A 26,343-nucleotide genomic window follows, 5' to 3' on the forward strand; every position below is an offset into this window, starting at 1 on the left:
GCATGAGCCAGAAACGGCGGTAGAGCACGCCGTTCGGCCCGGAATTGGCATCAGAGAACAGCCGATTGGGGCAAGAGGGAACCAAATCCGCCTACCAAACGGAAATCATCGGGTTTCCGGAGGCGTCCAGGTGGTCAGGCAACAGGTTCACATCTTCGGCGAACATGCAAAAGACCAGACGGTTGATGAAATGAGCGACCAGTTCCGGTTCATGCCCCTTTGAGCGGAGCGACGTTGCGAGTGCCGCGAACTCTCCCGCGACCTCTTCGGTCAACTCTTGTCGGCTCTTTGCGGGCCGAAGGGCATCAGGGTCCGTGAAGGCGTGCTTCAGGCGCTCTCGTTGCGCGGCGTCCTCAAGTTCCACGATCGGGATTTCGTAGGTCTTCGAGACCGAGTTCGTCCAGTTCGTGTGAATACGGATCGTCGTTCCCATGTCGGACACGATCAACAGCGGAGGATTATCGAGAGCGACCGCGTATCGCTGAAGCTGGGCAAACGCGCCGTTCAGATCCCCTTTGGTCCCTTTATACTCCCAGCCGAAGCACCCGCGCTTGAACACGTCGGCGAACCCATGACCGCCCGTGGTTTTCGTTGCACCGACTTCAAAGCCGTAATCTAGCCCTGTGGGGTCCACATCGCCTGGGGTAGGTTCATCCAACAGACGGCAGAGGTCGAGGAAGTGTTCTTGCGCAGCAGCTCGCTCTTTGCGCTTCGTGGCCTGCCATTTCTTAATGAAGTCGTGCGGTGTCATGCGGCTCCCCTTGCAAAGGGAAGCTTCACAATCTCAGGCGAGAAAATGCAAGCCGAGAAAGGCAGCCGAGACAGCGAAGAGCATCATGGGCTACCAGTTTGGTCTAACGCTGGGCTACCAGAGCCGAGTTCCGACGGGCTAACCCACTGATATTTATTGCTGTTTTTTCATGATTTTGAAGTGGCTGGGGAACCTGGATTCGAACCAGGACTAACGGAGTCAGAGTCCGCTGGTCTACCGTTAACCTATTCCCCAACAGGCCGCCGGACGGCGTGTGATGGTCGATATATCGTCTCGGGGGCGGGATGGAAACCCTGTAGGGGTGAAAAATTCGATCGCAAGCCGATTTTACGGGGCTTGAGTTCCGGCGCTCATTCGGTGCGTTGCATAGACCTACGCGACCTGCCCCATTGCGCGGCTTTCCGAGTGGGGAGGCGTTCGGCGCGATTTTTGCTCCCTATCGACGGCCATGCGGAATCGATATGGAATTTCGACGCGATGACATGGGCTCGTTCGGATGGTTGAAGACGGAAAAACAGGTCTGATCGAGGGACATGACGGAACATGCCGTTGCGCATGGGCGGGACATGATCCGCTGTATCAGGCCTATCATGACGAGGAGTGGGGACGGCCGGTCTCTGATGATCGGCGGCTTTTCGAGAAACTCTGCCTTGAAGGCTTTCAGGCGGGCCTCTCCTGGCTGACCATCCTGAAAAAGCGCGAGGCGTTTCGCGAGGTCTTTCATGGCTTCGACATCGAGCGCGTCTCCTCGATGGGCGAGGAGGATGTCGCGCGACTGCTTGGCGATGCGCGCATCATCCGCCATCGCGGAAAGATTTCGGCTGCGATCTCCAATGCTCGCGCGGCGCTGGCGCTGATAGAAAAACAGGGCTCGCTTGCGGCCTTTCTTTGGTCCTTCGAGCCGCCGCAGTGTGAGCGTCCCGAACGCGTCACGCCCGAGTGGATGGGCGAGAACCCCGTGACACCGGCATCGGCGCGACTTTCCAAGGCACTGCGCAAAGAAGGCTTTCGCTTTGTCGGCCCGACGACCTGTTATGCGTTCATGCAGTCCATGGGCTTCGTCAACGATCATATGCCGGGGTGTCATGTGCGGCCGGCGACGGAGGCCGACCGCAAGGACTTCATCAGGCCAGAGAGCAAAAGCTGACTTCGTCAGGCAGACCTCTGACTTCTCAGCTCGCTTCGTCGCCGGGCGTCAGCTTGATCAGCCGGCCGCCCGCGCCGTCTTCCAGCACCCAGACCGCACCGTCCGGTCCCTGCTCGACCTCGCGCACCCGCGAGCCCCAGGAGAAGCGCTCGGCTTCGCTCGCCTCTTCGCCCTCGATGTCGACATGGACGAGCGCCTGACCGGAAAGGGCTGCGATCAGCGCATCGCCCTGCCAATCGGTGAAGGTCTCGCCATCGTAGATAAGGAGGCTTGCGGGCGAGATGACGGGCGTCCAGGAGGCTTCCGGCGCGTTGAAACCGTCCGAACCTGGATCATGGTCGGGGATCGGCACGCCCGAATAGTTTATTCCGTTGGAGGCTTCCGGCCAGCCGTAATTGTCGCCGGGTACGATGAGGTTCAGTTCGTCGCCGCCGCGCGGTCCCATTTCGATCTCCCAGAGACGATCCTCGGTGTCGAATGCGAGACCCAGAAGATTGCGGTTACCAACGGTCCAGAACTGGGCTGCGATGCCGCCTTCTTCGGCGAAGGGATTATCTTCTGGCACGGAGCCGTCGAGATTGAGACGAACGATCTTGCCGAGATTTTTATCCATGTCCTGCGCGGGCGTCTGCTTCTGCCGATCGCCGGAGGAAATGAACATATAGCCATCCTGATCGGAGCCCTCCGGCCCGAAGGCAATCTTGTGTGAGTAGTGGCCCTGACCCGGAACGTGCGGCTCCTGTTCCCAGATTTTTTGGATCTTGGTGAGCTGTGGTGCGTCTCCAGAGCGGTCGAGTTCGGCGCGAACGACGGCGGCTCCGAAGGTCTGGCCGTCGTCGAGGCTCTCGGCATAGGAGATGTAGATTTCGTTCGACTGCTCGAAATCGGGTGCGATCACCACGTCGCCGAGGCCGCCCTGTCCGCCATATGCAACTTCGAACATGCCTTCGACGGCTGTCTTCTCGCCTTCGGGTGAAACGTGCTGAAGCGTGCCGCCGCGCTCTGTGACCAGCATTGAGCCGTCCGGCAGGAAGGTCATTGCCCAAGGCTCGTTGAATTCGCTCAGCGGCTGGCCCGAAAGGGTCGTGCCGTTGTTACCGTCGATCGTGAGTGTGTCCTGTGCGAAAGCAGGTGCCGCATTCAGAGCACTGGTGGCGATGAGTGCGATGGCCGTCGAAAGACCGGTTCTGGCGGTGCGTTTCATAACGTTGACCTCCGTAAAAATTGCAATGGGCTTAAGGGTTTAAAGTAGTGCACACTGCGCTTCGATGGACCCCCTCCGTGCACTCACTTTGACGCAGCCCCTTCACGATTCAGACATGTCGGACTGAAGGCAGGCGGCATGACCGGTGGCTCGTGATAGCCAGCGGACAGGAAAGCGGGCCGGGCCGGTGGTAGTTTGACTTCCCGGCGATGAAAAAGCCCATATACCCTTTAGTAAGAGAGCGTTGTTGTTCGCGTTTGAATTGCGTCATTCTTTGAAATAGCAACAACCAATTGTTGTCTGGGGTGGCGAGGGAGGCCGAAACATGCCTCATCGATTTGGGCGCCGGCCGGCTGCAGCGGTTCGATGGCTTCCCATTCCGCATCCGAGAAATCGGTTTCGCAGCGCAAGTGATTGGGGTCATGATTTGCGAAAGTGGCCGGGGCCCAAATGTCTCCGCCAGAACAGGCTTCCGATACCTCCTCAGATCATCGCCATTCCGACCATCCAACATTTTGGGGAGGGACTCAAAATCCGCTGGCGATCAGCAGCTACAACCGAGCAGCAACCACGGCAGTCACGTCCGCCTTCTCCTCTTGACTGGCTCGGCACCCCAGCCGCGAGATAGCGACAAACGCCCTGCTAAATCGGGGCGCTAACATACAAATCATTTGGAAAATCTGGAGCGGGCGATGGGATTCGAACCCACGACCCCAACCTTGGCAAGGTTGTGCTCTACCACTGAGCTACGCCCGCCCGCTCCGGCCGCTCACGCTTTTGCGTGTCGGCGACGGGCGCTATATCGCGCAAAGAGACGGCGAATGCAACATGGCCAGACGCGAAATTTTTGCTTTCTGAAAAAGCGCGGTAAGGGGCTCGGCAATGGCGAGTTCGAGCGGCTGAGTGGGGACGAATATGGCAATGACGCGCGGCGATCTCATGGAATTTTTCGCGGAGCACGATATCGTGGTGACGACGGTCGATCATCCGGCTCTTTTCACGGTTGAAGAGTCCCGCGCCGTCCGCGGCGAGATTCCGGGTGCGCACACGAAGAACCTCTTCCTGAAGGATAAGAAGGGCAAGATCTTCCTCGTCGTCGCGGAGGAGGAAACCGATGTCGCGTTGAAGACCCTCCACAAGCGGATCGGCGGTTCGGGGCGGCTCTCCTTTGCGAGTGCCGATCAGATGCGTGAGCTGCTTGGGGTGGAGCCCGGATCGGTTACGGCCTTCGGTGTCGTCAACGACAATGATCATGTCGTCAATGTCGTTCTTGATGAGAGCCTCGGCGCATACGATATCGTCAATGGACACCCGTTGACCAACACCGCCACCACCTCTCTTCGCTACGAAGATCTGTTGCGGTTCTTCCGGTTGACGGGTCACGAAATTCTCGTCACCAAGCTCGGTGACGACGATGAACCGAATGCGAACGAGACGAGCGCCCCATGAGCGACAACCCTTACGCCAATTCCTTCGCGGGTTCTTACGCGCCCGGTCCCGGTGGCGCGCCGGGCCCTGCCGGTGCGTCCGGGCCAGCCGCCGCTGAACCGAAGCCGACCCTTCAGGGCTTTGGCGACATAGCGGGCTCTGGCTCGCCTCCGGCCGGCGATCTCATCAAGGACACGACGACCCAGGCTTTTTCGAATGACGTCATCAAGGAGTCGCGCAATCAGCCCGTGCTCGTCGACTTCTGGGCGCCCTGGTGCGGACCCTGCAAGCAGCTGACGCCGCTTCTTGAGCGCGTGGTTCAGGCCGCGGGCGGCAAGGTGAAGCTCGTCAAGATGAATATCGACGAGCATCCCTCGATTGCCGGACAGCTCGGCGTCCAGTCGATCCCGGCGGTGTTTGCCTTTCTCGACGGTCAGCCGGTCGACGGCTTCATGGGTGCGCTTCCGGAAAGCGAGCTCAAGAAGTTCATCGATAAGATCGTTCAGCAGGCCGGACCGTCGCGCGGCGGGGGCGATCCGATCGCCGATGCCATGGCGCAGGCCGACGAACTGCTGAAGGCCGGCGATGCCGGCAATGCCGCGCAGATCTACGGCGCGGTCCTGCAGCACGAAGAGGGCCATATCGGAGCGACCGGCGGACTTGCCGAATGCTACATGAAAAGCGGTGACAGCGAGCGTGCCTCGCAGCTGGTGGCATCGCTTCCGCCCGAGGCCGATAGCGACCCGAAGGTTGCCGCAGTGAAAGCGAAGCTCAAGCTCGACGAGGAAATCGCGGGGCTCGGCGATCCGGCTGAGCTTCAGACTCGGCTCGATGCCAATCCCGACGACCATCAGGCGCGCTTCGACCTTGCCCTTATCGCCCAGGCCCGGAACAACCGGCCGAAAGCCGCCGAACTGCTCTTGGACATCATGAGCAGGGATCGGGAATTTGCCGATGACGGCGCACGCAAGAAGCTGCTCGAACTCTTCGAGGCCTGGGGGCCGACCGATCCGGCGACGAAGGATGCGCGCCGCAAGCTCTCTTCGCTTCTGTTCCGCTGAGCGTGGGACAGGCGGCCGCGCCGCGAAGGCCTTGAGTCGGCCAAATAAACTCCCAGTTTCCGTCCCTGAACCAACGAGGGAGATAACCTGTGGCACAGGCTGGAAACCGGGTCTATCGTGACGAGACCGAACTTCCCGAACGCGTGCCGGTCTTTCCCCTGAGCGGCGCGCTGCTTCTTCCGGGCGGTCAGTTACCGCTCAACATCTTTGAGCCGCGCTATCTGGAAATGATCGACGACGCTCTCGGCTCCGAGCGTCTGATCGGCATGATCCAGCCGCGGCTCGATGGTGCGAGAAAGGCCGATGGCGAACCCGAACTCTGCCGGGTCGGCTGCATCGGCCGTATCACGTCATTTTCCGAGAGCGGGGACGGCCGCTATCTGATCGCTCTTCACGGTGTCGCGCGGTTCCGCGTTCTCGAAGAGGTGGATGTCCGACGGCACTACCGCACCTGCCGCATCAAGGCCTTCGCCGGCGATCTCGTTGAGGACGACGGCGCGGCGGCGGTCAACCGGCAGGGCCTTCTCGACATCTTCCGGCGCTATCTGGAGGCGAACCAGCTGGAAGCCGACTGGGACAGCGTGAAATCGGCGCCGGATGATCTGCTCGTCTCGGCGCTGTGCATGATGATGGCGCCGCAAGGTGCGGCGGAACGTCAGGCGCTGTTGGAAGCGGAGGACCTGAAGACGCGCACTGAGACACTGATTGCGATCACCGAGATGGCGCTCGCCGAAGATGGCGAGGACGACGACGGGCCACGCACGCTGAATTGAGTGCCGGCATTGCCCCGGATCGAATGGGTGGGCTAATCCGGCTTGGATATTGGTTGAGAGACCACTCGGGGCGGGTTGGAGAAACGAGACATGACCGACGCAAAGACAATCGCTCAGCCCGATCCGAAGCTGCTTGAATTGCTCGTTTGCCCGCTGACCAAGGCGACGCTGCGCTATGATCGCGAGGCCCAGGAGTTGATCAGCGAAAAGGCGAAGCTCGCCTATCCGATCCGCGACGGCATTCCGATCATGCTGGCGTCGGAAGCGCGCGAACTGGAAGACTGACGTCCTGATGGCGTATGAGCGGAGCCGCAATTTGCGTCAGCTCCGCTCGAACTGATGCCTCAGATGCCGTCGCCGTAATAGCCGGGACCAGCCTCGCCCTTCGACTTTTCGACTGTCTCCTCACGCCCGTCTCCGAAAAGATCGTAGAGAATCGGGCGGAGAAGGAAGTCGAGTGCCCCGATGATCGTCGCGGCGAAAACGCTCAGGCCGAAGAGAACCCCCAGAACGACCAACAGTCCGCTCATGACGAAGCGGTTGCGCGTGAGCGATACGGCGATATCGGGATCGACGCTTGCGTCCCGGCCGAGCCATTTTGCCTTTAGCTTCTGAAAGCCGGAAAGAGGCGTCGCCTCGCTCGCGCCGGGCGCGGGCTGTTGTATAGCCGGTTTCGCCAGCTTGGTGACGATGCCGAGCGCGACCGTCTCGTTCGTCAGCTGGTCGATCAGGATGAACGCGCCAAGTTCCCGGTTTTCGGCGTAGGTCGTCGCCACCGGCGGCCGGTCGAACGAGATGGTCACCTTGCCGATCTCGTTCATGAGAAGGGCGTTGGCGGGCTTCACCTCATAGGAATGAATGTCCACCGAACCGTTCAACGCGCGCAAGGTCGCGGGCGTGTGGTGCGAGCCGAGCTTGGCGATGAGGCGGCCGCCGGCGACCATCGGCCGGTCGACCATCCAGAGGATGTCCGCCTCGACCGTCTTCACCGGCTGGATGGAGTCGCCGTCACGCACGATGACGTCGCCGCGCGAGGCGTCGATCTCGTCGTTCAGCGTCAGCGTGATCGCATCGCCCGTCCGCGCGTCGGCCGCTTCGGCATCTGCATTCCACACGGATTTCACCGTGGATTTTTGGCCCGAAGGTAGGGAGATGATCTTGTCACCGGCCTTCACCGTTCCGCTCGCCACCGTGCCGCAAAAGCCGCGGAAGTCGAGATTCGGGCGGTTCACCCACTGCACAGGCAGGCGGAACGGCAGGTCGTCGGCTTCGAAGGTCTCCGGATTGGCGGTTTCAAGGCGCTGAAGCAGCGTCTCGCCCTTGTACCACGGCGTATTCGGCGAGCGCTTGACGATGTTGTCGCCATTCTTGGCCGAGAGCGGAATGTAGGAGACGTCCGTGAAGCCGAGCTGCGGCAGGATCGCTTCGTAGCCGCGCTTGATCTCCTCGAACCGCTCCTCGGAGAAGTCGACGAGGTCCATCTTGTTGATGGCGATGACCACCGACTTGATGCCGACGAGAGACGTGATGAAGGAATGTCGCCGCGTCTGCGGCAGGATGCCCTTGCGCGCATCGACGAGGATCACGGCGAGCTCGGCCTGAGAGGCACCCGTCGCCATGTTGCGCGTGTACTGCTCGTGACCGGGCGTATCGGCGATGATGAAGGCGCGGTTTTCGCTCGAAAAATAGCGATAGGCGACGTCGATCGTGATGCCCTGCTCGCGCTCTGCCGAAAGCCCGTCCACGAGAAGCGCGAAATCGAGATCGCCGCCGGTTGTGCCGAACTTTTTTGAGTCCTTTTCGAGCGCTTCCATCTGGTCGTCGAAGACCGCGTTCGTTTCGTAAAGGAGACGGCCGATCAGCGTTGACTTGCCGTCGTCGACGGAGCCGCAGGTGATGAAGCGTAAGAGAGATTCGGCCGGCGAGACGAGCGGCGTCATCGCCCCCTGCGGATCGACGATCGTCGCGCCGTCGGCATCGGGGGCGGGGCCGGCATAGGTTTCGTCTTGAAGCGCGGCAGGCGTTGAGCCTTGCGCCGTATCGGCCTCGTCGGGGAGGCGTTCTCTGAGAGCGTTGGCCATGATCAGAAATAGCCTTCCTGCTTCTTTTCTTCCATCGATGCGCCCGAGTCGCGATCGATCACGCGCCCCTGCCGCTCCGAAACGCGCGAGCCGCGCATTTCGGCGATGATTTCGTCGAGTGTTTCGGCTTTCGATTCGACCGCACCGGTCAGCGGATAGCAGCCGAGGGTGCGGAAGCGGACCATCATCTCTTCCACGGTCTCGCCGGGACGAAGCTGCATCCGGTCGTCGTCGCGCATAATCAGCGCGCCGTCACGCCGCACGATCGGGCGCTTGGCCGCATAATAGAGCGGCACGACGGGGATGCTTTCGAGAGCGATGTAGTCCCAGATGTCCTGCTCGGTCCAGTTCGACAGCGGGAAGACGCGGAAGCTCTCGCCGTTCTTCTTGCGCGTGTTGAAGAGGCGCCAGGGCTCCGGCCGCTGGTTCTTGGCGTCCCAGCGATGCTCGGCCGAGCGCAGCGAAAAGACGCGCTCCTTGGCGCGGGACTTTTCCTCGTCGCGCCGCGCGCCGCCGAAGGCCGCGTCGAACTTGTACTTGTCCAGCGCCTGCTTCAGCGCCTGCGTCTTCATCACATCGGTGTGGACCGCCGAACCGGAATCGAATGGGTTGATGCCAGCCTTCACACCCTCCTGATTGGTATGGACGATCAGCTCGATGCCGAGTTCCTTCGCACGCCGGTCGCGGAACTCGATCATCTCCCGAAACTTCCAGGTCGTGTCGACGTGGAGAAGCGGGAAGGGCGGCTTGCCCGGCGCGAAGGCCTTCATCGCGAGATGCAGCATCACCGCCGAGTCCTTGCCGATCGAATAGAGCATCACCGGGTTGTCGGCGCTCGCCGCAACCTCGCGGATGATGAAGATCGATTCGGCCTCCAGGCGCTGGAGGTGTGTCATGTGTTTCATGGCCGGTGGCCTTCGTTCTTTTCTGCCGTTACCCAGCGTCTGCCACTGGGTCGGGTTCAAACTCTCGGATCGTCATCCTCGGGACGTGCCCAAGGTGACGGAGGAGGGGAGGAAGGAATTAATCCTTAAATACCGGCGCCCTCTGCGACGTCGTGCCGGTCCGGCACGTGGAGGCCGCATTCGCGTTTGGTGTCGTCTTCCCACCACCAGCGTCCAGCACGCTCCGGCTCGCCTGGCTGGATCGCCCGGGTGCAGGGCGCGCAGCCGATGGAGAGGAAGCCCTTGTCGTGCAGCGCGTTGATTGGCACGCCGTTGTCTGCGGTGAATTCGGCGATCGCCTCGCGCGACATGTCGAAGACCGGGTTCGCCTTGATCAGCCCGCGCACCGCGTCGAAGCCGACGAAATCCATATCCTGCCGGTTCGCCGACTGATCGGCGCGCAGGCCCGTCACCCAGCCGTTCGCGCCGTCGAGTGCGCGGCCGAGTGGCTCGATCTTGCGGACGCCGCAACAGTTCAGGCGAAATTCCTTGGCATAGTAGAAGCCGTCGATACCCTGCTCGTCGATAAGCTCTTCCAGCTTGTCGCCCTTCGGATATTTCGCGTGAATGCGCTTGCCGTATTTTTCTTCCGTATTGCGCCAGAGATCGTAGGTCTCCGGGAAGAGACGTCCGGTGTCGAGCGTCACGACATCGATCTTCACGTTATGCTTGAAGATCAGATGGGTAATCATCTGATCCTCGATGCCGAGGCTGGTGGTGAAGACCAGGCGGCCGGGCGTGACCTCGCGCAGACGCTCGAGTCGCTTCACCGGCGAGAGCGCCGGAAATTCGGCATTCAGCTCGCGGGCAAGCTCCTTCAGTTCAGGATGCGCGTCGTCTCTCATTGCGCCGCCTCCTTCCGTGCCGCCAGCCTCTGCTGGAGAATGCTCTGACCCTCGCCGAAGCCGGTCTGATAGTGGACCGTCATGGAATCCTTCATGGCCAGCCACTGCTGTACCGGCTGGCGGTTCGCCATCGTGTCCGGCAGGTCGACCTCGTCGAAGCCGCAGGCGAGCGCATCGGCGAACTGATCGGCGATCAGCGGCCCGCTGGCGCGGAGCGTGCCCTCGAAGCCTTCGCGGCGCAGACGCTTGGCAAGCGAGAAACCGCGCCCGTCGGCAAAGGCCGGAAAGGTGACGGCGATGAGATCGACCGAACCGAAATGCCTGGCGATCTCATCGACAGGCGTATCGTTCGGCACCAGAAGGCCGTAGGGCGACGTCGGCACCTCGATTTCACTCGCGAGCGCCAGAGGCACCAGTGGCTTGGACGCCGACTTCGCCTCCTCCGCGGTATCGACGAGCGTATAGGCGTTCGGGCGTTCGCCCTCGCTGGAGATGATCGTCATTATTCAGCGGCCTCCAGAGCCTTCGAACGCTCCTCGATGAAGCTTGCGAAGCGCGTCTTGAACGGGTCCGGACCCACGCGCCGCACGGTTTCGATGAAGCTCTCCGACCCCTGCTTTTCGCCCAGATAAGTCTCGACGATCGCCTCGATCGCGCCCGGCACGTCCTCGCCATCGATGCCGGGGCCAAGCCGCTCGCCGAGCGCAGCATGCTCGGTGGCATCACCGCCGATGGTGATCTGGTAGTTCTCGCGCCCGCCCTTTTCGAGCCCGAGAATGCCGATCGCGCCCACATGGTGGTGGCCGCAGGCATTGATGCAGCCGGAGATCTTGATCGGCAGTTCGCCGATCTCCCGTTGGCGAGCATCATCCGCGAAGGTTTTTGCGATCTCCTGCGCGATCGGGATCGATTTCGCCGTCGCGAGCCCGCAATAATCGAGGCCGGGACAGGCGATGATGTCGGTCACCAGGCCGGCATTCGCCGTCGCGAGATCATGGCTTTTCAGCTCGGCATAAAGCGCCGGTACATCATCCTTCTTCACATAGGGAAGGACGAGGTTCTGGCTGTGCGTGACGCGCAGCTCGCCGAGTGAATACTTCTCCGCGATGTCCGCGAAGGCATCCATCTGATCCGCGCTCATATCGCCCGGCACACCGCCGACCGGCTTCAGCGAAACCGTGAAGGCGATATAGCCCGGCTGCTTGTGGGCAAAGCCATTCTGCTCGACGAAGCGGTCGAGGCCAGAATCCTCGCGCCGCGCATTTTCGAGCGTCACAGATTCGGCCGGCAGATCCTCGTAATCGGGCGCTGCGAAATAGGCCGATATGCGATCGATCTCTTCCTGCGGCGCGTTGATCGTCGGGCCGTCGAGCTTGGCGTACTCGGCTTCTACACGCGCCTTGAACTCCTCCGTACCGGTCTCGTGGACGAGGATCTTCACCCGCGCCTTGAACTTGTTGTCGCGCCGTCCTTCGGCGTTGTAGACGCGCATGATTGCCTCGACATAGGCGAGCAGCTCGTCCTTGGGCAGGAATTCCCGGATCACCTTGCCGATCATCGGCGTGCGGCCGAGACCGCCGCCGACCGAGATTTCGTAGCCCGGCTCGCCGGCTTCGTTGCGCTTCAGCTTCAGGCCGATGTCGTGGACCTTGATGGCCGCGCGGTCGTGCTCGGCACCTGTGACGGCGATCTTGAACTTCCGCGGCAACCAGACGAATTCCGGATGCTGGCTCGACCACTGGCGCAGGAGCTCGGCGGTCGGGCGTGGATCTTCCGATTCGTCGGCGGCAACGCCGGAGAACTGGTCGGCCGTCGTGTTGCGGATGCAGTTGCCGGAGGTCTGGATCGCGTGCATCTCGACATCGGCGAGGAGGTCGAGGATCGCCGGAACGTCTTTCAGCTTCGGCCAGTTGAACTGGATGTTCTGGCGCGTCGTGAAGTGGCCGTAGCCTTTGTCGTATTCGCGCGCGATCTTCGCGAGCTGCCGCAGTTGCCGCGCGCTCATCGTGCCGTAGGGCACGGCTATGCGCAGCATGTAGGCGTGCAGCTGGAGATAAAGCCCGTTTTTGAGGCGCAGCGGCTTGAACTCGTCTTCGGTCAGCGAGCCGTCGAGGCGCCGCGCGACCTGAGTGCGGAACTGCTCCACCCGTTCGCGCACGAAGCGCTCGTCGAATTCGTCGTAGCGGTACATATCGAAACCTATTCGCGTTCGAAGCGGGTCAGGCGATCGGGCCGAAATCGGCCTGCTTGCCCATGTCGGGATGGACGGACGGGCCCTTCTGGCGCATCACGTCCCGGAAATGCTTTGCAACGGGGCGGCCGTCCTCGGTGAGTTCGACCGGCACAAGATAGGGATCGACCACGGCATTCGCCGCAGCCGCGCCCCGGCCCTCTGCCTCCATGGCGTCGGCCGTTTCCTGATCGTAGGCAATGCGCGCCTCTCGAGAGTCGCGCGTCCAGCCGTCCTTCACGAGGAATACAGTATCGCCTTCCAGAAGGTCGCTCGCCATCAGGATGGCCGGCAGCTTTTCGCCCTTCACCTTCGATCCGGCGCGGTGGTCCTTCGCCATGGATCAACTCCCATCGTTTTGAAGCGGCCAGCGCGAAGCATGGTCGGATAGTTGTCGTAAGCGGGAAAGTAGGGCTTTCGCCTCGACGTTGCGCCGTCAGCGATTGCAAGCAGACGGCGATGAGAGAAACATTATTCCCCGCCCGAAGGTTCAAAACGGCAGAATCATTCTAAGGAAGACGGGGCGGGTTATTCGCCGAGTGGCTTGACCGGACCGGCTATGGCCGGCGGACCGTCATCCGATGTCAGCAATGGCGTGTGCAACTGAAAGCTGATCGCGTCGAATTCCGGTACGATCCGCTTGAGGCACTCGACGGCGCGGCCGGTCTCGCCTGCTTCGATGGCAGCTTCCACCGTCTTCAGGTTGCGCGAGAGCAGTTGGACGTCAAGGACGCGCGAGCGTGCAAACATTAGGCCTTCCCGGCCGGTCTCTTCGCGCGCTTCCTCGGTGGAAAACAGCTCCTCATAGAGCTTTTCACCTTTGCGCAGGCCGGTAAATTCGATGGCAATATCGATATGAGGGCGAAGGCCCGCAAGCTGGATGAGGCGCTCGGCGAGCTCGGCAATGCGCACCGGCTTTCCCATGTCGAGAACGTAGATGAGGCCCTTCGAACCGGCATTGTTCATGCCATGCCCTGCCGCATGGAGGATAAGGCGCGTTGCTTCCGGGATCGTCATGAAGAAGCGTACGATGTTCGGGTCGGTCACGGTAAGCGGGCCGCCGCGTGCGAGCTGGGTCTGAAACAGCGGGACCACGGAGCCTGTGGAGCCCAGCACGTTGCCGAAGCGCACGGTCATGAAGCGCGTTTCATCCTGGCTGAGATCAAGCGACTGGCAATAGGCTTCGGCCGCACGTTTGGAGGCGCCCATGACATTTGTTGGGTTTACGGCCTTGTCGGTGGAGACCATGACGAACGCCCGCGATCCATAGGCGAGGGCCGCGTCCGCCACGTTGCGCGTGCCGAGGAGATTGGTCTCGATGCCCTCGATCGGGTTTTCCTCGACGATCGGTACATGCTTCATCGCTGCGGCGTGGAAAATCACCTCTGGTTTGAGCTCGGCGAACAGCCGGTCGATCCGGTCCTTGCGGCGAACATCGAGCGTACGCGCGACGACGGCGAGATCGGGGAAGTCGGCAGCAAGCTGGCGCTCGATTGCCCAGAGATTGAATTCGCTGTTTTCGACGAGGATCAGCACGGCGGGATTGAAGCTCGCGATCTGGCGCACGAGTTCCGAACCGATCGATCCGCCTGCTCCTGTGACCGCAATCCTTGAACCGAACAGCAGGTCGCCGGTCTCTTCCAGATCGAGGTCGACGACCTTCCGACTCAAGAGATCCTCGAGCTGGATCGGCTGTGGCTCGATCGGTGCATTTTCGTCCACGATGCCGGCGCGGTTGATATCAGGCAGGCGCTTGACCGTGATCTTGTGGGGTGCGGCATGCGCGACGAGGTCGGATAGAACCTGGGCGGGAATTTCCTGGTCGGCAACGACGATCTCGCCGATCGCTCGCAGCCCTTTTGCCTGTTGCTGCGCGATCACCGAGGAGAGGTCGGACCATCCACCGACGACAGGTACGCCGTGAAGCTGCCGCCTGCGGTTCTTCGGCCGCTCGTCGAGAATGCCGACGATCCGCTGCCCTTCGCCGGCCCGTCGCGCATTGCGAACGTAAAGATCGGCACTGTCGGTGAAGCCTACGACGAGAACCGCATTGCCAATGTTGACGCTCGGATCCTCGACCTCAAAGCCGCGCCCGCCCTCCTTCATCAGCCGGTAGGCGAGACGAGGGCCGCCAAGGCCAACGATGAGTATGAACCAGGTGTTCACCAGCGCCGCGCGTGGGACGTAGTCGCCGCGAAAAATAAAGAAGCCAATGCCGAGGAAGATGAAAACGACTGCCGTCACCGCCTTCACGATCGAAGCAACGTCCAGCAGAGACGCGTAGCGCCAGGCGCCGCTGTTCAGCCGGAAGAACGGGAAGACGACGATGCAGAGGATGGTGAAGATGCCGATCAGCGCCCAGATCTGCCAGAGCGTCATCATGGCGGTTAGACCCCATGAAAGGCTCATTGCCGCCGTGATCGCAAGGAAGCTGACCAGAGCGTCGTGCACGAAGCCGAGCTGGCGCAGGGATGTGCGTGGCAGACGCGGCATCCTCAGACCGTCGAGAAACTTCCTGGCGAACGACCGGCTCATTCCCGTCCTATATTCTTCGTGCGCTATGGGCCATGATTACCGGACAGTTTAAAACCGTTCAAATCGCGGTGCCTTACGCCGCGAAGACGCCGGCGCCTTCGTCGGCCGCGCCGACCATTGCCCGGAACGGCGCGAAGAGCTCGCGGCCGATGCCGTGTTCGTAGGCCGACAAATCCATCGTGAAGGGCTCGCGCGCTTCGAATTCGGCTGTGTCGACCCGCACTTCCAGCGTGCCGGCCTCGGCGTCGAGTTTCACGACGTCGCCTTCCTTCAGCTTGGAGATCGGACCGCCGGCTTTCGCCTCGGGTGTCACGTGGATCGCCGCCGGCACTTTGCCCGATGCGCCGGACATGCGGCCGTCGGTGACGAGCGCGACCTTGTGGCCGCGATCCTGGAGGATGCCGAGGAGCGGCGTCAGCTTGTGAAGCTCCGGCATGCCGTTCGACTTAGGGCCCTGGAAGCGCACGACGCAGATGATGTCGCGGTCGAGTTCTCCGGAATCGAACGCCGCCTTTACCTCGTTCTGGTCGTTGAAAATGCGCACGGGTGCCTCGACCGTCCGGTGCTCCGGTTTCACGGCGGAAATCTTGATGACGCCCTTGCCAAGATTGCCGGTCAGCATCTTCAATCCGCCATTCGAGGAGAAAGGTTTGTCCGCCGTCGTCAGAACCTTCGGGTTGCCGCTTTGCTTCGGGGCCGGTTCGCGCACCACGCTCTGGCCGTCCTCGCCGAGCTTGGCTTCGATCGCATAGGCACTGAGTCCCGTGCCCCAGGCGGTCTTGACGTCGTCGTGTAGAAGCCCGCGCGAGAGGAGTTCGCGGATCAGGAAGCCCATACCGCCGGCCGCGTGGAAGTGGTTCACGTCGGCAAGCCCGTTCGGATAGACGCGCGCAAGCAGAGGCGTGATGTCGGAGAGGTCGGATATGTCCGACCATGTGAGCTTGATGCCCGCCGCCCGGGCAATCGCGACGAGATGCAGCGTATGGTTGGTCGAGCCGCCCGTTGCGTGGAGGCCGACGACGCCGTTCACCACCGCGCGTTCGTCGACCACCATGCCGGCTGGCGTATACTCGTTACCAAGCGCGGTGATCGCGAGGGCGCGCTTCGTCGCTTCCCTGGTCAGCGCATCGCGCAGCGGCGTGTTCGGATTGATGAAGGACGAGCCCGGCGTGTGGAGGCCCATGATCTCCATCAGCATCTGGTTGGAGTTCGCCGTGCCGTAGAAGGTGCACGTGCCGGGGCCGTGATAGGACGCAGACTCCGCCTTCAGAAGTTCGTCGCGGCCGACCTTACCCTCGGCATAGAGTTGGCGGATGCGGCTCTTCTCGTCATTGGGAAGGCCTGAGGTCATCGGCCCGGCTGGCACGAAGATCGCAGGCAGATGGCCGAAGGTGAGAGAGGCGATGGCGAGGCCCGGGACGATCTTGTCGCAGACGCCGAGATAGACGGAGGCATCGAACATGTCATGCGACAGGCCGACGGCGGCGGCCATGGCGATCACGTCGCGCGAGAAGAGCGAGAGCTCCATCCCGGCCTGCCCTTGCGTGACGCCGTCGCACATGGCGGGAACGCCGGAGGCGACCTGCGCCGTCGCACCAACCTCGCGCGCCGCTTCACGGATGATGTCCGGAAAACGTTCGAAGGGCTGATGCGCCGAGAGCATGTCGTTATAGGCGGTGATGATGCCGAGATTGGCCGTCACGTCCCCCATTAGCCGTTCCTTGTCGGTCGGGCCGCAGGCGGCAAAGCCATGGGCGAGATTGCCGCAGGTCAGCGTAGAGCGCTTCGGGCCTTCCGCGCCCTTGGCCTGTATCCGCGCGACATAAGGCTCGCGCGTTGCCTTTGAGCGTTCGCGGATGCGGTCGGTGATCTCTTCGATGCGACGATCGGCGGTCATGCTATCTTCCTCTTGGCGCTTGCGCGAAAGGGTGTCGGACGGGATGCTATCACGAAGGCGTCGTCGTGCGATGTCGGTTCGCCGCCGATGGTGATCGAAGCGGATGGGCGTCGTCAGGGCGCCCAGAAGACGTTGAGCGGTTCGGCGCGTTCCGCCTTCAGGATCGCTCGAACGGGCATTTCCGCAACATCGTCTCCGCCCATCGCCTTGCCGTAGACATCCTGCTTCTCGCTCCCCTCGATATGGAGAGCGAGAAGCCGCGCGTCCAGCAGCATGGGGAGGGTCAGGGTGATGCGGGGCTCGCCCGCGCCGGGTGCTCTGACGGCGGCGACCTCGCCATGGCCTTCCGGATGAAGCACAGCGTCGAGATTTTCGGCGCCCGGAAAGAAGGAAGCGGTGTGGCCGTCCGTCCCCATGCCGAGAACGACTGCGTCGAAGGGGCGGGCGAGGCGGCAATAGCGATGCTTCAGATCGTCGAGCGCTTCTTCCGGCGTTTCATGGCCGGTGTAGAAGGGCAGAAGATTGGCCGCGCTTGCCGGCCCGGTCATCAGATGGCGTTTGACGAGCGCATGGTTGGACCGCTCGGACGTCTCGGGCACCCAGCGTTCGTCGACGAGGGTGATCTCGACATTGTTCCACTCGATCTCGGCTTGGCCCAGATGCTCGAAGAAGAGCTTCGGGGTCGAGCCGCCGGAAACAACGAGCGTCGCCGAACCGCGTGTCGCAATGGCACCGGCCAGCACCGCTGCAACCCCGGCAGCGAGCGCCTCGGCGAGGGCTTCGCGCGTCTTGTATTCGTGGAAGACCGGTTCGGCCATCTGGATCGCCTTCTCGTTCGTGGGTTGGCTGACGATGAGCGCCGGTTCAGTCCGGTTCGTGCCAGGTGCGTCCGTCGCGCTCAATGAGGGCGATCGAGGCCGAGGGGCCCCAGGTGCCCGAGGTGTAACCCTGCGGCTTCTGGCGCTTTTCCTCCCAGGCTTTCAGGATCGGATCGATCCAGTCCCAGGCGGCTTCAACTTCGTCGCGGCGCATGAAGAGGGTCTGGTTGCCGCGCACGACGTCCAGAAGGAGACGCTCATAGGCGTCTGGATTGCGTACCTTGAAGGACTGGGCGAAGGTCATGTCCAGCGGGATCTGTCGCAGGCGCATTCCACCGGGACCGGGGTCCTTGATCATCAGATACTGCTTCATGCCCTCGTCGGGCTGTAGGCGCAGGACGAGCTGGTTGTGCGAGACTTCGCCGGTCACGTCCGCGAAGATGTTGTGCGGCGGCTTGCGGAAGGTGATGACGATTTCCGACATCCGTTCGGCCAGACGTTTGCCGGTTCTCAGATAGAATGGCACGCCGGCCCAGCGCCAGTTGTTGATCTCGGCTTTGATCGCGACGAAGGTCTCGGTCATGCTTTCGGCTTCGCCGAGGTCTTCCAGATAGCTTTTCACCGCATTGCCGCCGGAGGCGCCGGCCTTGTACTGGCCGCGCACGGTGAGAGTCTCGACATTGCTTGCGTCGATCGGGTGGAGCGAGCGCAGGATCTTCAGCTTTTCGTCGCGCAACGCGTCGTCCTTGAAGACCGAAGGCGGCTCGAGCGCGACAAGGCACATCAGCTGGACGATATGGTTCTGCACCATATCGCGCAGGGCGCCCGCCGTGTCGTAATAGCCAGCCCGGCCTTCGAGACCGACCTGTTCGGCGACCGTGATCTGAACATGGTCGATATGGCCAGCGTTCCAGATTGGTTCGTAGAGCGCGTTCGCGAAGCGCAACGCCATCAGGTTCTGCACCGTCTCCTTGCCGAGATAATGGTCGATGCGGAAGACCTGATCCTCACGGAAATATTTCGCGATCTCGGCATTCAGAGCCTTTGCCGAGTCGAGGTCGCGCCCAACCGGTTTCTCGACGACGACGCGCGTTTTCTCGTCAGCAAGGCCGAACTGCGAGACTTTTGCAGCGAAATCGCCGAAGAGATTGGGCGATACTGCCATGTAGAAGGCCCGAATGCGGGACGAGCCTTTTTCGTCGAGCAGGGCCTTCAGTTCCGACCAGCCGTCGTCCGATCGGGCATCCACATGGCAATAGAACAGCCGGTCGAGGAACCGACCGACCGTCTCTTCCTGCAAATCCTCCGGCTTGACGTGGCTGGTCAGCGCCTCGCGGGCAAAGCTGCGATATTCCTCGCTGCTGAAGGCAGTCCGCGAAGCACCGATGATACGCGCTTCGTCGGGAATCTGGCCGTCGCGGTCGCGATGGTAGAGCGCCGGTAGAAGCTTGCGGGCGGCGAGGTCACCATTACCGCCAAAGACGACGTAATCGAACGGATCGACGGGGATGATCTGACTGGACATGAATGGCTTCTGTGCTGGCGGGTCTGAAATGTCTCAGCCAGCTTTATGATAAATGGGCGCGGAAAAGAAACCGAGCCGGCGCAAAAAGCTTCGTATCGAGCCCGCAAGCTCGAAACGAAACGCTCGCTGCGGTGCTAATGCCTACTTCGGCCGCAAATAAGCTGCTCGGGATCCGTCGGTTCGCCAGCCTCAACTGGCTTTCGACCGCTTGATCGCGCGGGCAAGGGCAGCGAGAAGATCGTCCTCCGCAAAGGGCTTTTTCACGGCCTCGACATGCGGGCCGGCCGCTTCCGGAAATTCGATCTGCTCGCCATAACCGGTGACGAAGACAAAGGGGATACCCCGCTCAACCAGCGGCTCGACCAGGGGAAAGCTCGTTTCGGTGCCGAGATTGACATCCAGCATTGCGACGTCGACGCTTTCCTCATCGAGGATGCGCCGTGCCTCGGACACGTTGGCGCCCACGAACACCGCGCTTGCCCCATGGCTCTCGAGCAGCTGTTCGGCGTCCAGCGAGATGATGACGTTGTCCTCGACAAGGAGAGCATTCATGCCTTCCAGCAAAGGACCATTACCCAACTTCATAGTGTCCGATCCCTGGGAGCGGTTCCTGTTGTTCTCTTTTGTATCCGCGCCCCTCGAAGTGTTCCCGTCCGTATTCGAGCCGTTGCGTGCATCGTCTTCGAACTCGATATAGAGGTTGGGTATCATGAAGCGAGCCTGAAGGCCCGCAAGCTTGAACGTCAGCTCGGCTTCCCCGCCGAGATCATGTGGGATCGAGCGCTCGATAATGGTCGAACCAAAGCCGCGACGGCTTGGTCTCTGGACGGCCGGACCGCCTTCTTCTCGCCATTTCACGACGCAGCTGTCGTACGAATCGATGTGCCAGTCCACGAAAACCTTGCCGCGCGAATCCGAAAGACCGCCGTACTTCGCCGAATTGGTCACCATCTCGTGGAAGACGAGGGCGAGTATCGAGAATGCTTTCGGCGAGACGAGAATGTCCGGCCCGGTGAGCATCACCCTGTCCGCCTTGCCGCCGATATAGGCGTCTACCTCGGTCTGGATGATCTCCGACAGCTTCTGCGGTGCGTATTTCTCGTCGGTGATCTGATTATGGGCGCGCGCCAGCGCCTGGATGCGTCCGCTGACGATATCGGAGAAGTCGTCGATGTTCGTCGCCGTCACCTTGCTCTGGGTGACCAGCGCACGGATCAGCGCGAGAATGTTGCGGACCCGGTGATTGAGTTCGGCGATAAGCAGTTCCTGCGCCTGCTGGGCCTGTGCCTGCTGACGTGAGGTTTCCTCGGTGAACTTGACCAGAACCTCGAGGATCGAGATCCGCAAAGCTTCCGATGCCTTTTTTTCGGCGTCGGTCCAGGACCGCGACTTGCCACGGACCGTTTCCTGCCAGGCTTCGAAGCTCTTGCGCGGAGTCAGGCGCGGGCCGTTCGGCCCGTAACCCATCTCCTTTTCTTTCGGATTTCCGGCCCAGTTGACGGTCTGGACGAGTTCCTGGCGGAAGAACATGATGTAATCACGCGGCGATCGGGAGATCGGGATGGCGAGAAGACCGGCTGCCTCATGCTCGAATTCCTTCGCCGGCGGATAGACGGCGCCGAGTTCGTCGCTCGAATAGATGCGGCTCGCGGCAGCCCGGTTCAAAAAGCGGGCGAGCGCCGGCATCGCACTGTCCGGCGGTGTCTTTCCGTAGCTTTTCACGGCGCCGTCCGCCCATACGGCGAAGCCGTCGGAAGGGATGATGTCGCGCAGATCTCCTGCGAAATCCGACAAGTCGGCGACCGAGGGCGTCAGGCTCATCAGCTTGCCGACGAACCGGTCGTGCAGTTCGCGCGCCTTTTCTTCCGCCTCCCGCCGTTCGCGGGCAAGCTTGCCCTCGATCATCAGCGAGATCATCAGGCCGAACAGTTCGGTCGCGTTGCGCATCTCCATCGAGAGACGGCGCGGCTTGTAGTGATGCAGCGCGAAGAGACCCCAAAGACGACCGTCGATGACGATCGAGATCGAGTAGGAGGCATCGACGCTCATGTTCTTCAGATATTCGATGTGGATCGGCGAAACCGATCTGAGGGTCGAGATGGACAAATCGAGGGGCTCGCCCGAGGGATCGAGCTGCGGTTCGATCGGTACCGGCTCGGCCCGGACATCGGCGATCGTGCGGACGCGGTTGCGCACGTAGAGCGCGCGTGCCTGAACTGGGATGTCCGTCGCGGGATAGTTGAGGCCCCGGAAGGATTCGAGTCCGGCACGGAGCGCTTCGGCGACCACCGTGCCCGCGCCGTCCGTGTTGAAGCGGTAAAGCATGACCCGGTCGAAGCCGGTCACGCTTCTGAGCTGGCGAACGCTTTCCTCGAAAAGATCCTGCGTTGCGTGGGTTCGCTGCAGGCGGCCCGACATGGAGCGTACGAGTGCGCCCGGACTGACGGCCTGGCTGGTGTCGGAGGGTTCGGCTTCGATGATGATCGACGTGCTCGATACATGCAGCGAGACGTCGAACTTGCGGCCGTCTGAGAGGAAATCGATGCCGAACATGCGCTCGGATCCGTCTTCCGAGGAGAGCATCTGAAGCCGCGATCTCAGAAGATGAATGACGCTGTCGCCGAGAAGCGTATTGAGATTGGCGCCGAGACAATCGTCGACGCTCTTGCCTGTGAAGGCTTCGACATTGGCGGAGACGCGCTGGATCAGCCAGTCGAAGGACACGGCCAGAAGAAATCCGAAATCCTGGATGCCACCGAGAAGGTGAATGGGTTCCCGGTCGCAATTCGTCAGATCGACGGAAAACTTCGTCGGGTCCTCTTCGACGCTCATCGATCGTCTTTCCTGCTCGTGCATGCCTTACCGGGCTCTCGCCTGTTCCGCCGTTTCCCTGAAGAGCGCGAAGACACTCTTTGCGACCTGAACTGCGCTTTCGAGGTCATCGCCATCTTTCATCAGAGTGTCGAGAATGCCCATACGCTGGGAGAAATTTCCCGAAGCCCGAGCGGTTTCGAAAAACGCGATGGGGCGGGGCTCAAGCCGGTCGATCCATGTCGAAGCGATAACTTTTCGATGCAACATGCGCGCACCTAGCCGCGACCCTTCGAGCACGTAGAGGGCGCCCGCTAGTGCTGTTAGCTCGCTCAAATCCGAAAAGAAAGAGCGGGAAGCCGAAAGTGGTTTTTCTTCAAGAGCTTCCAGATCGCGATCAAGCGCATGGCGCATCGCCTGATATGGCAAGGTCACATCGCGGCGTTGAAGCGCGGACTCGATCCACGGTTCAACCACGTGATGGGCCCGGTGGTTCATCAGAATATAGGCGGCGTAGGATTCACGATCGATCCATACATCGCCCACGAGCGCATCGAGGTCTCTATGGTCGCGTTCGGTTTGATCACGAAGCACCGACCGGAGATCTGTTCTCTTCGATTGCGCAGGTGTTGTAGGCTTGTCAGCGCTGGTGATGGGGGAAGACCTGCATTCGGCCAGAGCCGCGTCGAATATCTCCGACCCAACGTCAAATGCGACGTCACGGTCGTTGTCCGACGTGATGTTCCGGTCAAATTTCAAGGAAATAGTTCCCGCCTCGATTATCAATCATGCACATCTGGAGAGCGTGCGTGGAAATGACAGAGATCGAAACACTTCGCTGTCAAGATAATGCTTAGGCGTCAACTATTTGGAGCGGCTCTGGTTGCATTTGCCGCAGGTGCCCGTAGGGCGAGAGCTAGAAGCGATCCCGGAAGGCGTACCAGGTCATCGCGAGCGTTGTCAGCGGACCGCGCAGTTTCGTGCCTCCTGGGAACGGTGGGATGTCCAGCTCTTCCAGAAGCTTCAGCCGATCGCGATTGCCGGCGAGCCGCTCGGCATAAAGGCGGCCGGCGAAATTGGCGAGCATCACGCCATGGCCTGAAAAGCCGCCGATCGCCGTCAGGCCGTTCGAACTCGCCTCGACGAACGGCATACGCTTCATTGTGATTGCCACATGACCGCCCCAGGCGTGGGTGAGGCGGACGCCTTTCAGCTGCGGATAGACCTCGACGATCTGTTTCTCGATATGCCGGGCGATATTGCCGGTCGCCGACGTATAGGCCTCGCGGCCTCCGAAAAGCAGGCGGTTGTCGCGGGACTTGCGGAAATAGCGCACCACGAAACGCGAGTCGTGACAGGCTTCGCCGCCTGGCAGGATCGTTGTGTCGTCGAGCGGCTCGGTCGCGCCGATGAAGGAGCCGATCGGCATGACATGGGCATCGAGCGCCGGCGATAGATCATGCCCATAGGCATTGGTCGCGAGAAGCACATTCGGCGCGCTGACCTCGCCCTGTGCGGTCGTCGCGATGTGGCGATCGCCGCGATGGGTAAGCGTCTCGACCGGGCTCGCCTCGAAGAGCTTCGCACCCGCTCGGGCAGCAGCAGCCGCCGTGCCGACGACGAGCTTCAGCGGATTGAGGTGCGCCGTGCCGGTGTCGCGCATGCCCCCGAAGAAGCGGTTCGTGCCGAGCCGCTCTGCGGTCTCGTCGCGATCCATGAAGCTCGCATGGAGATAATCGTAGCGTTCGGTCAGCGCCTCCACCTGAGCGCGGAAATCATCGACGTAGCGCGCCTTGTGGGCGACCGCGAGCTGCCCCTTGCGCAGATCGACGTCGAGGTCGTTGACCTCCAGAAACTCGAAAAGGCTCGCCTTGGCCTCCTCCGCCAGCCTGAAGAGCGCTCGGGATTTCTCGAAGCCGATGTCGGGTTCCAGCTCGTCCGGCCAGAGCCGCTGGCCGGTGCCGATCTGGCCGCCATTGCGCCCGGACGCCCCGTCGCCGAAGCGGTGCGCTTCGAGAAGCGCCACCGCTGCGCCGGTCTTGGCAAGATTGAGCGCGGCCGAGAGCCCCGTAAAGCCGCCGCCGATGACGAGAACGTCGACAGAAAGGCTTTCTTCGAGGGCCGGATAGGTTCGGCGCTCGACCGTATCCTCGTAATAGGATCGGCCCGGCGCGATGGGGGAGGTGGCGGCGTAATCCAAGCGGTCAGACCTGTAAGAGAAGGAACTCGCGCTCCCACGGGCTGATCACCTGCATGAACGTCTCGTGCTCGCCGCGCTTGATGCCCGCATAGGTGACGACGAAATCCTTGCCGAGCACCTCGTGCAGCGCCTTCTCGCTTTCGAAGATCGCAACCGCTTCCAGAAGCCCGCGCGGCAGGGAAATCTCGCCGTCCTCGTTCGCCGTCCGCTCGGTCGGCTCCGATGGCGCGATCGCCTCCACCATGCCGAGATAGCCGCAGGCCAGCGATGCCGCGATCGAGAGATAGGGATTGGTGTCGGAGGAGGGTAGGCGATTCTCCACGCGCCGCCCCTCGGGGTCTGAGGTCGGGACGCGGAAGGCAGTGGTGCGGTTATCGAAACCCCATTCGCAATTGGTCGGCGCGGCCATGCCGTAGGTGAGCCGGCGATAGGAGTTCACGTACGGGGCCATCATAATCAGCGCGGCCGGCACGTATTTCTGCATCCCGCCAATGAAGTGATGGAAGAGATCGGACGGCCCGCCATCGGGATTGGAGAAGATGTTTTTCCCCGTGGCGGCATCCGTGATCGACTGGTGGATGTGCATCGCCGAGCCCGGCTGGCCCTGTATGGGTTTCGCCATGAAGGTTGCATAGATGTCATGCGCCATCGCGGCTTCGCGAATGGTCCGCTTGAAGAGGAACACCTGATCGGCGAGCTCCACCGGATCGCCGTGCCGCAGGTTGATCTCGAGCTGCGCCGCGCCCTCCTCGTGGATCAGGGTGTCGATCTCCAGCCCCTGCGCGTCCGAATAGTCGTAGATGTCGTCGATCAGCTCGTCGAACTCGTTGACGCCGCCGATGGAATAGGACTGGCCAGACTGGATCTGTCGGCCCGAGCGTCCGATTGGCGGCGTCAATGGATAGTCCGGATCGGCGTTCTTGGAGACGAGATAGAATTCGATCTCCGGCGCGATCACCGGCTTCCAGCCGCGCGCCTCGTAGAGCCCCATCACATGCTTCAGGACGTTACGCGGCGTATAGCCCACCCGGCCGCCAGTCTGGTCGACGAGATCGCAGATGACCTGGGCAGTCGGATCGGTCTCCCATGGCACCGCACAGAGCGTCGAGAGATCCGGCACGAGCTTCAGGTCGCCGTCGTTCGGCGAATAGCGGAATTCACCGGTTTCTTCCGGGTACTCGCCCGAGACCGTGTGCATGAAAAGCGCCGAGGGGAGGGCGAGCGAGGTATTGCCGACGAACTTCTTGGCCGGCATCATCTTGCCGCGCGCGACGCCCGCGAGGTCCGGCGTGATGCATTCCACATCGTCGATGCCGCGCGCCATCAGCCAGTCGCGTGCGTCTTCCATCGAGGCGACGCCGCGCTTCGATTCCCAGAACGCGTGAGAGGGAGCGGCGGGCGTTGCCGGTACGTCCCTCCGCGGTTGAAGCTGAGGCGCCTTGGGTCCGATCCGCGCCGGAGCGGATGATGCGCCATCCGGCATGGGTTTGCGGGGCGGTTTGGAAACTTCGGGATTGCGCGGGCGCGATGAAGTCTTGTCTCGCTTGGCCATGATGTCCGATTGTTTTTCGTCCAATCGCTTCATAGCCCTTCGAGCTTGCCCGTAAAAGGCTTCCCAACAATCAGGACAATGCCTTCAGCCTCCCGACCGCCTCTTCCGGTAGCGGTGTCGAGCGTCTTGTGCTCGTATTCGTGAGGACGACGACCGAAAATGCCTTCGCGCAGGGCTTGCCATTCTGGAACAGAGCCTGCTCGACCTTGATCGAGCTCTTGCCGACCGACTGGACCCGCGTCCCGGTCTCCACCGTGCCGGGCCAGAGCATTTCGTCGAGGAAGTCGATCGCGATATGGGCGACGACGAAGGCGCAGCCCTCCGGCGCAAGCGGGTCCTCGGGATCGTAGATCACCTCGCAGCGCCCCTGTTCGAAAAACTCCATGAAAGCGACGTTGTTGACGTGGCCCTGACGGTCCATGTCGGCAAAGCGCAGCTTGTCCGTCGTCACATGGGGAAAGTCTTCAAGGCGGGGCAGGTCGTCCATTGCGGATCGTCTCTTTAGCTGTCGATGGTGGTG

22 protein-coding genes and 2 tRNA genes are annotated in these 26,343 nt (G+C 61.8%); 5 read left to right on the forward strand and 19 right to left on the reverse strand.

Going from position 1 to position 26,343, the window contains the following annotated elements:
* Positions 1-91: 91 nt before the first annotated feature.
* Both ABRA89_RS16390 and ABRA89_RS16395 read right to left on the reverse strand, forming a co-directional pair.
* On the reverse strand, positions 92-751 hold the full coding sequence (locus ABRA89_RS16390; protein WP_349942572.1) for a type IIL restriction-modification enzyme MmeI: 660 nt from the start codon (positions 749-751) through the stop codon (positions 92-94).
* Between the two features lie 181 nt (positions 752-932).
* Positions 933-1,006: transfer RNA gene (locus ABRA89_RS16395), tRNA-Gln, on the reverse strand.
* A 262-nt stretch (positions 1,007-1,268) separates the two neighbouring features.
* Between ABRA89_RS16395 and ABRA89_RS16400 the strand changes: the two genes are divergently transcribed.
* On the forward strand, positions 1,269-1,919 hold the full coding sequence (locus tag ABRA89_RS16400; protein ID WP_349942573.1) for a DNA-3-methyladenine glycosylase I: 651 nt from the start codon (positions 1,269-1,271) through the stop codon (positions 1,917-1,919).
* Positions 1,920-1,944: 25 nt separating this feature from the next.
* On the opposite strand, the gene ABRA89_RS16405 is transcribed toward ABRA89_RS16400, so the two are convergent.
* Together ABRA89_RS16405 and ABRA89_RS16410 are read right to left on the reverse strand one after the other, a co-directional pair.
* Positions 1,945-3,123, reverse strand: coding sequence for a PQQ-dependent sugar dehydrogenase (locus tag ABRA89_RS16405; protein WP_349942574.1), 1,179 nt, complete (start codon positions 3,121-3,123; stop codon positions 1,945-1,947).
* Between the two features lie 681 nt (positions 3,124-3,804).
* A tRNA-Gly gene (locus tag ABRA89_RS16410) sits at positions 3,805-3,879 on the reverse strand.
* A 159-nt stretch (positions 3,880-4,038) separates the two neighbouring features.
* Here ABRA89_RS16410 and ABRA89_RS16415 point away from each other — a divergent pair.
* The 4 genes from ABRA89_RS16415 to ABRA89_RS16430 all read left to right on the forward strand — a co-directional run bounded on the left by ABRA89_RS16415 (position 4,039) and on the right by ABRA89_RS16430 (position 6,670).
* Entirely contained in the window at positions 4,039-4,572 is a 534-nt protein-coding gene (locus tag ABRA89_RS16415; RefSeq protein WP_349942575.1) for a prolyl-tRNA synthetase associated domain-containing protein, read from the forward strand.
* Positions 4,569-5,612, forward strand: coding sequence for a thioredoxin (gene trxA, locus ABRA89_RS16420; protein WP_349942576.1), 1,044 nt, complete (start codon positions 4,569-4,571; stop codon positions 5,610-5,612). Before ABRA89_RS16415 ends, trxA begins: the two co-directional genes overlap by 4 nt.
* 89 nt (positions 5,613-5,701) lie before the next feature.
* The gene (locus ABRA89_RS16425; protein ID WP_349942577.1) at positions 5,702-6,385 is read left to right on the forward strand and encodes an LON peptidase substrate-binding domain-containing protein; all 684 of its coding nucleotides are present in this window, start codon (positions 5,702-5,704) and stop codon (positions 6,383-6,385) included.
* 90 nt (positions 6,386-6,475) lie between these two features.
* A complete protein-coding gene (locus ABRA89_RS16430) occupies positions 6,476-6,670 on the forward strand; it encodes a Trm112 family protein (RefSeq protein WP_349942578.1) in 195 nt (64 codons plus the stop codon).
* 59 nt (positions 6,671-6,729) lie between these two features.
* On the opposite strand, the gene cysN is transcribed toward ABRA89_RS16430, so the two are convergent.
* The 15 genes from cysN to ABRA89_RS16505 form a co-directional block, all read right to left on the reverse strand.
* Positions 6,730-8,466 carry a sulfate adenylyltransferase subunit CysN gene (gene cysN, locus ABRA89_RS16435; protein WP_349942579.1) on the reverse strand — a complete coding sequence of 579 codons (1,737 nt, stop codon included), beginning with the start codon at positions 8,464-8,466 and terminating at the stop codon, positions 6,730-6,732.
* Between the two features lie 2 nt (positions 8,467-8,468).
* Positions 8,469-9,371: a sulfate adenylyltransferase subunit CysD gene (cysD, locus tag ABRA89_RS16440; protein WP_349942580.1), complete on the reverse strand. Its 903-nt coding sequence runs from the start codon at positions 9,369-9,371 to the stop codon at positions 8,469-8,471.
* Positions 9,372-9,496: 125 nt separating this feature from the next.
* Positions 9,497-10,255 (reverse strand): phosphoadenylyl-sulfate reductase, encoded by a 759-nt coding sequence (locus ABRA89_RS16445; RefSeq protein WP_349942581.1) that lies wholly within the window; start codon positions 10,253-10,255, stop codon positions 9,497-9,499.
* Complete coding sequence (locus ABRA89_RS16450; protein WP_349942582.1) at positions 10,252-10,758, reverse strand: DUF934 domain-containing protein; 507 nt, start codon at positions 10,756-10,758, stop codon at positions 10,252-10,254. The genes ABRA89_RS16445 and ABRA89_RS16450 overlap by 4 nt, the downstream gene beginning before the upstream one ends.
* Positions 10,758-12,446: a nitrite/sulfite reductase gene (locus tag ABRA89_RS16455; protein ID WP_349942583.1), complete on the reverse strand. Its 1,689-nt coding sequence runs from the start codon at positions 12,444-12,446 to the stop codon at positions 10,758-10,760. Before ABRA89_RS16455 ends, ABRA89_RS16450 begins: the two co-directional genes overlap by 1 nt.
* A gap of 28 nt (positions 12,447-12,474) precedes the next feature.
* Positions 12,475-12,825 carry a DUF2849 domain-containing protein gene (locus tag ABRA89_RS16460; RefSeq protein ID WP_349942584.1) on the reverse strand — a complete coding sequence of 117 codons (351 nt, stop codon included), beginning with the start codon at positions 12,823-12,825 and terminating at the stop codon, positions 12,475-12,477.
* 188 nt (positions 12,826-13,013) lie between these two features.
* A complete protein-coding gene (locus ABRA89_RS16465; RefSeq protein WP_349942585.1) occupies positions 13,014-15,020 on the reverse strand; it encodes a polysaccharide biosynthesis protein in 2,007 nt (668 codons plus the stop codon).
* Between the two features lie 73 nt (positions 15,021-15,093).
* Entirely contained in the window at positions 15,094-16,917 is a 1,824-nt protein-coding gene (gene edd, locus ABRA89_RS16470; RefSeq protein WP_349942586.1) for a phosphogluconate dehydratase, read from the reverse strand.
* Between the two features lie 113 nt (positions 16,918-17,030).
* Positions 17,031-17,735 carry a 6-phosphogluconolactonase gene (pgl, locus tag ABRA89_RS16475; protein WP_463671308.1) on the reverse strand — a complete coding sequence of 235 codons (705 nt, stop codon included), beginning with the start codon at positions 17,733-17,735 and terminating at the stop codon, positions 17,031-17,033.
* A gap of 46 nt (positions 17,736-17,781) precedes the next feature.
* Positions 17,782-19,260, reverse strand: a complete 1,479-nt coding sequence (gene zwf / locus ABRA89_RS16480; RefSeq protein WP_349942588.1) for a glucose-6-phosphate dehydrogenase — start codon at positions 19,258-19,260, stop codon at positions 17,782-17,784.
* 189 nt (positions 19,261-19,449) lie between these two features.
* Positions 19,450-22,092: an HWE histidine kinase domain-containing protein gene (locus tag ABRA89_RS16485; protein WP_349942589.1), complete on the reverse strand. Its 2,643-nt coding sequence runs from the start codon at positions 22,090-22,092 to the stop codon at positions 19,450-19,452.
* A gap of 27 nt (positions 22,093-22,119) precedes the next feature.
* Positions 22,120-22,830 carry a biliverdin-producing heme oxygenase gene (locus ABRA89_RS16490; protein ID WP_349942590.1) on the reverse strand — a complete coding sequence of 237 codons (711 nt, stop codon included), beginning with the start codon at positions 22,828-22,830 and terminating at the stop codon, positions 22,120-22,122.
* A gap of 157 nt (positions 22,831-22,987) precedes the next feature.
* A complete protein-coding gene (locus ABRA89_RS16495; protein ID WP_349942591.1) occupies positions 22,988-24,271 on the reverse strand; it encodes an NAD(P)/FAD-dependent oxidoreductase in 1,284 nt (427 codons plus the stop codon).
* Positions 24,272-24,275: 4 nt separating this feature from the next.
* Positions 24,276-25,721 (reverse strand): glutamine synthetase family protein, encoded by a 1,446-nt coding sequence (locus ABRA89_RS16500; protein ID WP_463671309.1) that lies wholly within the window; start codon positions 25,719-25,721, stop codon positions 24,276-24,278.
* Positions 25,722-25,893: 172 nt separating this feature from the next.
* Positions 25,894-26,310, reverse strand: coding sequence for an acyl-CoA thioesterase (locus ABRA89_RS16505; protein ID WP_349942592.1), 417 nt, complete (start codon positions 26,308-26,310; stop codon positions 25,894-25,896).
* Positions 26,311-26,343 lie beyond the last annotated feature (33 nt).

Origin of the sequence: Fulvimarina thalattae (assembly GCF_040239565.1) — a bacterium.
Lineage (GTDB): Bacteria > Pseudomonadota > Alphaproteobacteria > Rhizobiales > Rhizobiaceae > Fulvimarina.

What these genes read in the sequence shown, in the direction of transcription:
- ABRA89_RS16390 (WP_349942572.1), bottom strand. Translation starts at nt 751, where the DNA reads ATGACACCGCACGACTTCATTAAGAAATGGCAGGCCACGAAGCGCAAA.
- ABRA89_RS16400 (WP_349942573.1), top strand. Translation starts at nt 1,269, where the DNA reads ATGGTTGAAGACGGAAAAACAGGTCTGATCGAGGGACATGACGGAACA.
- ABRA89_RS16405 (WP_349942574.1), bottom strand. Translation starts at nt 3,123, where the DNA reads ATGAAACGCACCGCCAGAACCGGTCTTTCGACGGCCATCGCACTCATC.
- ABRA89_RS16415 (WP_349942575.1), top strand. Translation starts at nt 4,039, where the DNA reads ATGGCAATGACGCGCGGCGATCTCATGGAATTTTTCGCGGAGCACGAT.
- trxA (WP_349942576.1), top strand. Translation starts at nt 4,569, where the DNA reads ATGAGCGACAACCCTTACGCCAATTCCTTCGCGGGTTCTTACGCGCCC.
- ABRA89_RS16430 (WP_349942578.1), top strand. Translation starts at nt 6,476, where the DNA reads ATGACCGACGCAAAGACAATCGCTCAGCCCGATCCGAAGCTGCTTGAA.
- cysN (WP_349942579.1), bottom strand. Translation starts at nt 8,466, where the DNA reads ATGGCCAACGCTCTCAGAGAACGCCTCCCCGACGAGGCCGATACGGCG.
- cysD (WP_349942580.1), bottom strand. Translation starts at nt 9,371, where the DNA reads ATGAAACACATGACACACCTCCAGCGCCTGGAGGCCGAATCGATCTTC.
- ABRA89_RS16445 (WP_349942581.1), bottom strand. Translation starts at nt 10,255, where the DNA reads ATGAGAGACGACGCGCATCCTGAACTGAAGGAGCTTGCCCGCGAGCTG.
- ABRA89_RS16450 (WP_349942582.1), bottom strand. Translation starts at nt 10,758, where the DNA reads ATGACGATCATCTCCAGCGAGGGCGAACGCCCGAACGCCTATACGCTC.
- ABRA89_RS16455 (WP_349942583.1), bottom strand. Translation starts at nt 12,446, where the DNA reads ATGTACCGCTACGACGAATTCGACGAGCGCTTCGTGCGCGAACGGGTG.
- ABRA89_RS16460 (WP_349942584.1), bottom strand. Translation starts at nt 12,825, where the DNA reads ATGGCGAAGGACCACCGCGCCGGATCGAAGGTGAAGGGCGAAAAGCTG.
- ABRA89_RS16465 (WP_349942585.1), bottom strand. Translation starts at nt 15,020, where the DNA reads ATGAGCCGGTCGTTCGCCAGGAAGTTTCTCGACGGTCTGAGGATGCCG.
- edd (WP_349942586.1), bottom strand. Translation starts at nt 16,917, where the DNA reads ATGACCGCCGATCGTCGCATCGAAGAGATCACCGACCGCATCCGCGAA.
- pgl (WP_463671308.1), bottom strand. Translation starts at nt 17,735, where the DNA reads ATGGCCGAACCGGTCTTCCACGAATACAAGACGCGCGAAGCCCTCGCC.
- zwf (WP_349942588.1), bottom strand. Translation starts at nt 19,260, where the DNA reads ATGTCCAGTCAGATCATCCCCGTCGATCCGTTCGATTACGTCGTCTTT.
- ABRA89_RS16485 (WP_349942589.1), bottom strand. Translation starts at nt 22,092, where the DNA reads ATGAGCGTCGAAGAGGACCCGACGAAGTTTTCCGTCGATCTGACGAAT.
- ABRA89_RS16505 (WP_349942592.1), bottom strand. Translation starts at nt 26,310, where the DNA reads ATGGACGACCTGCCCCGCCTTGAAGACTTTCCCCATGTGACGACGGAC.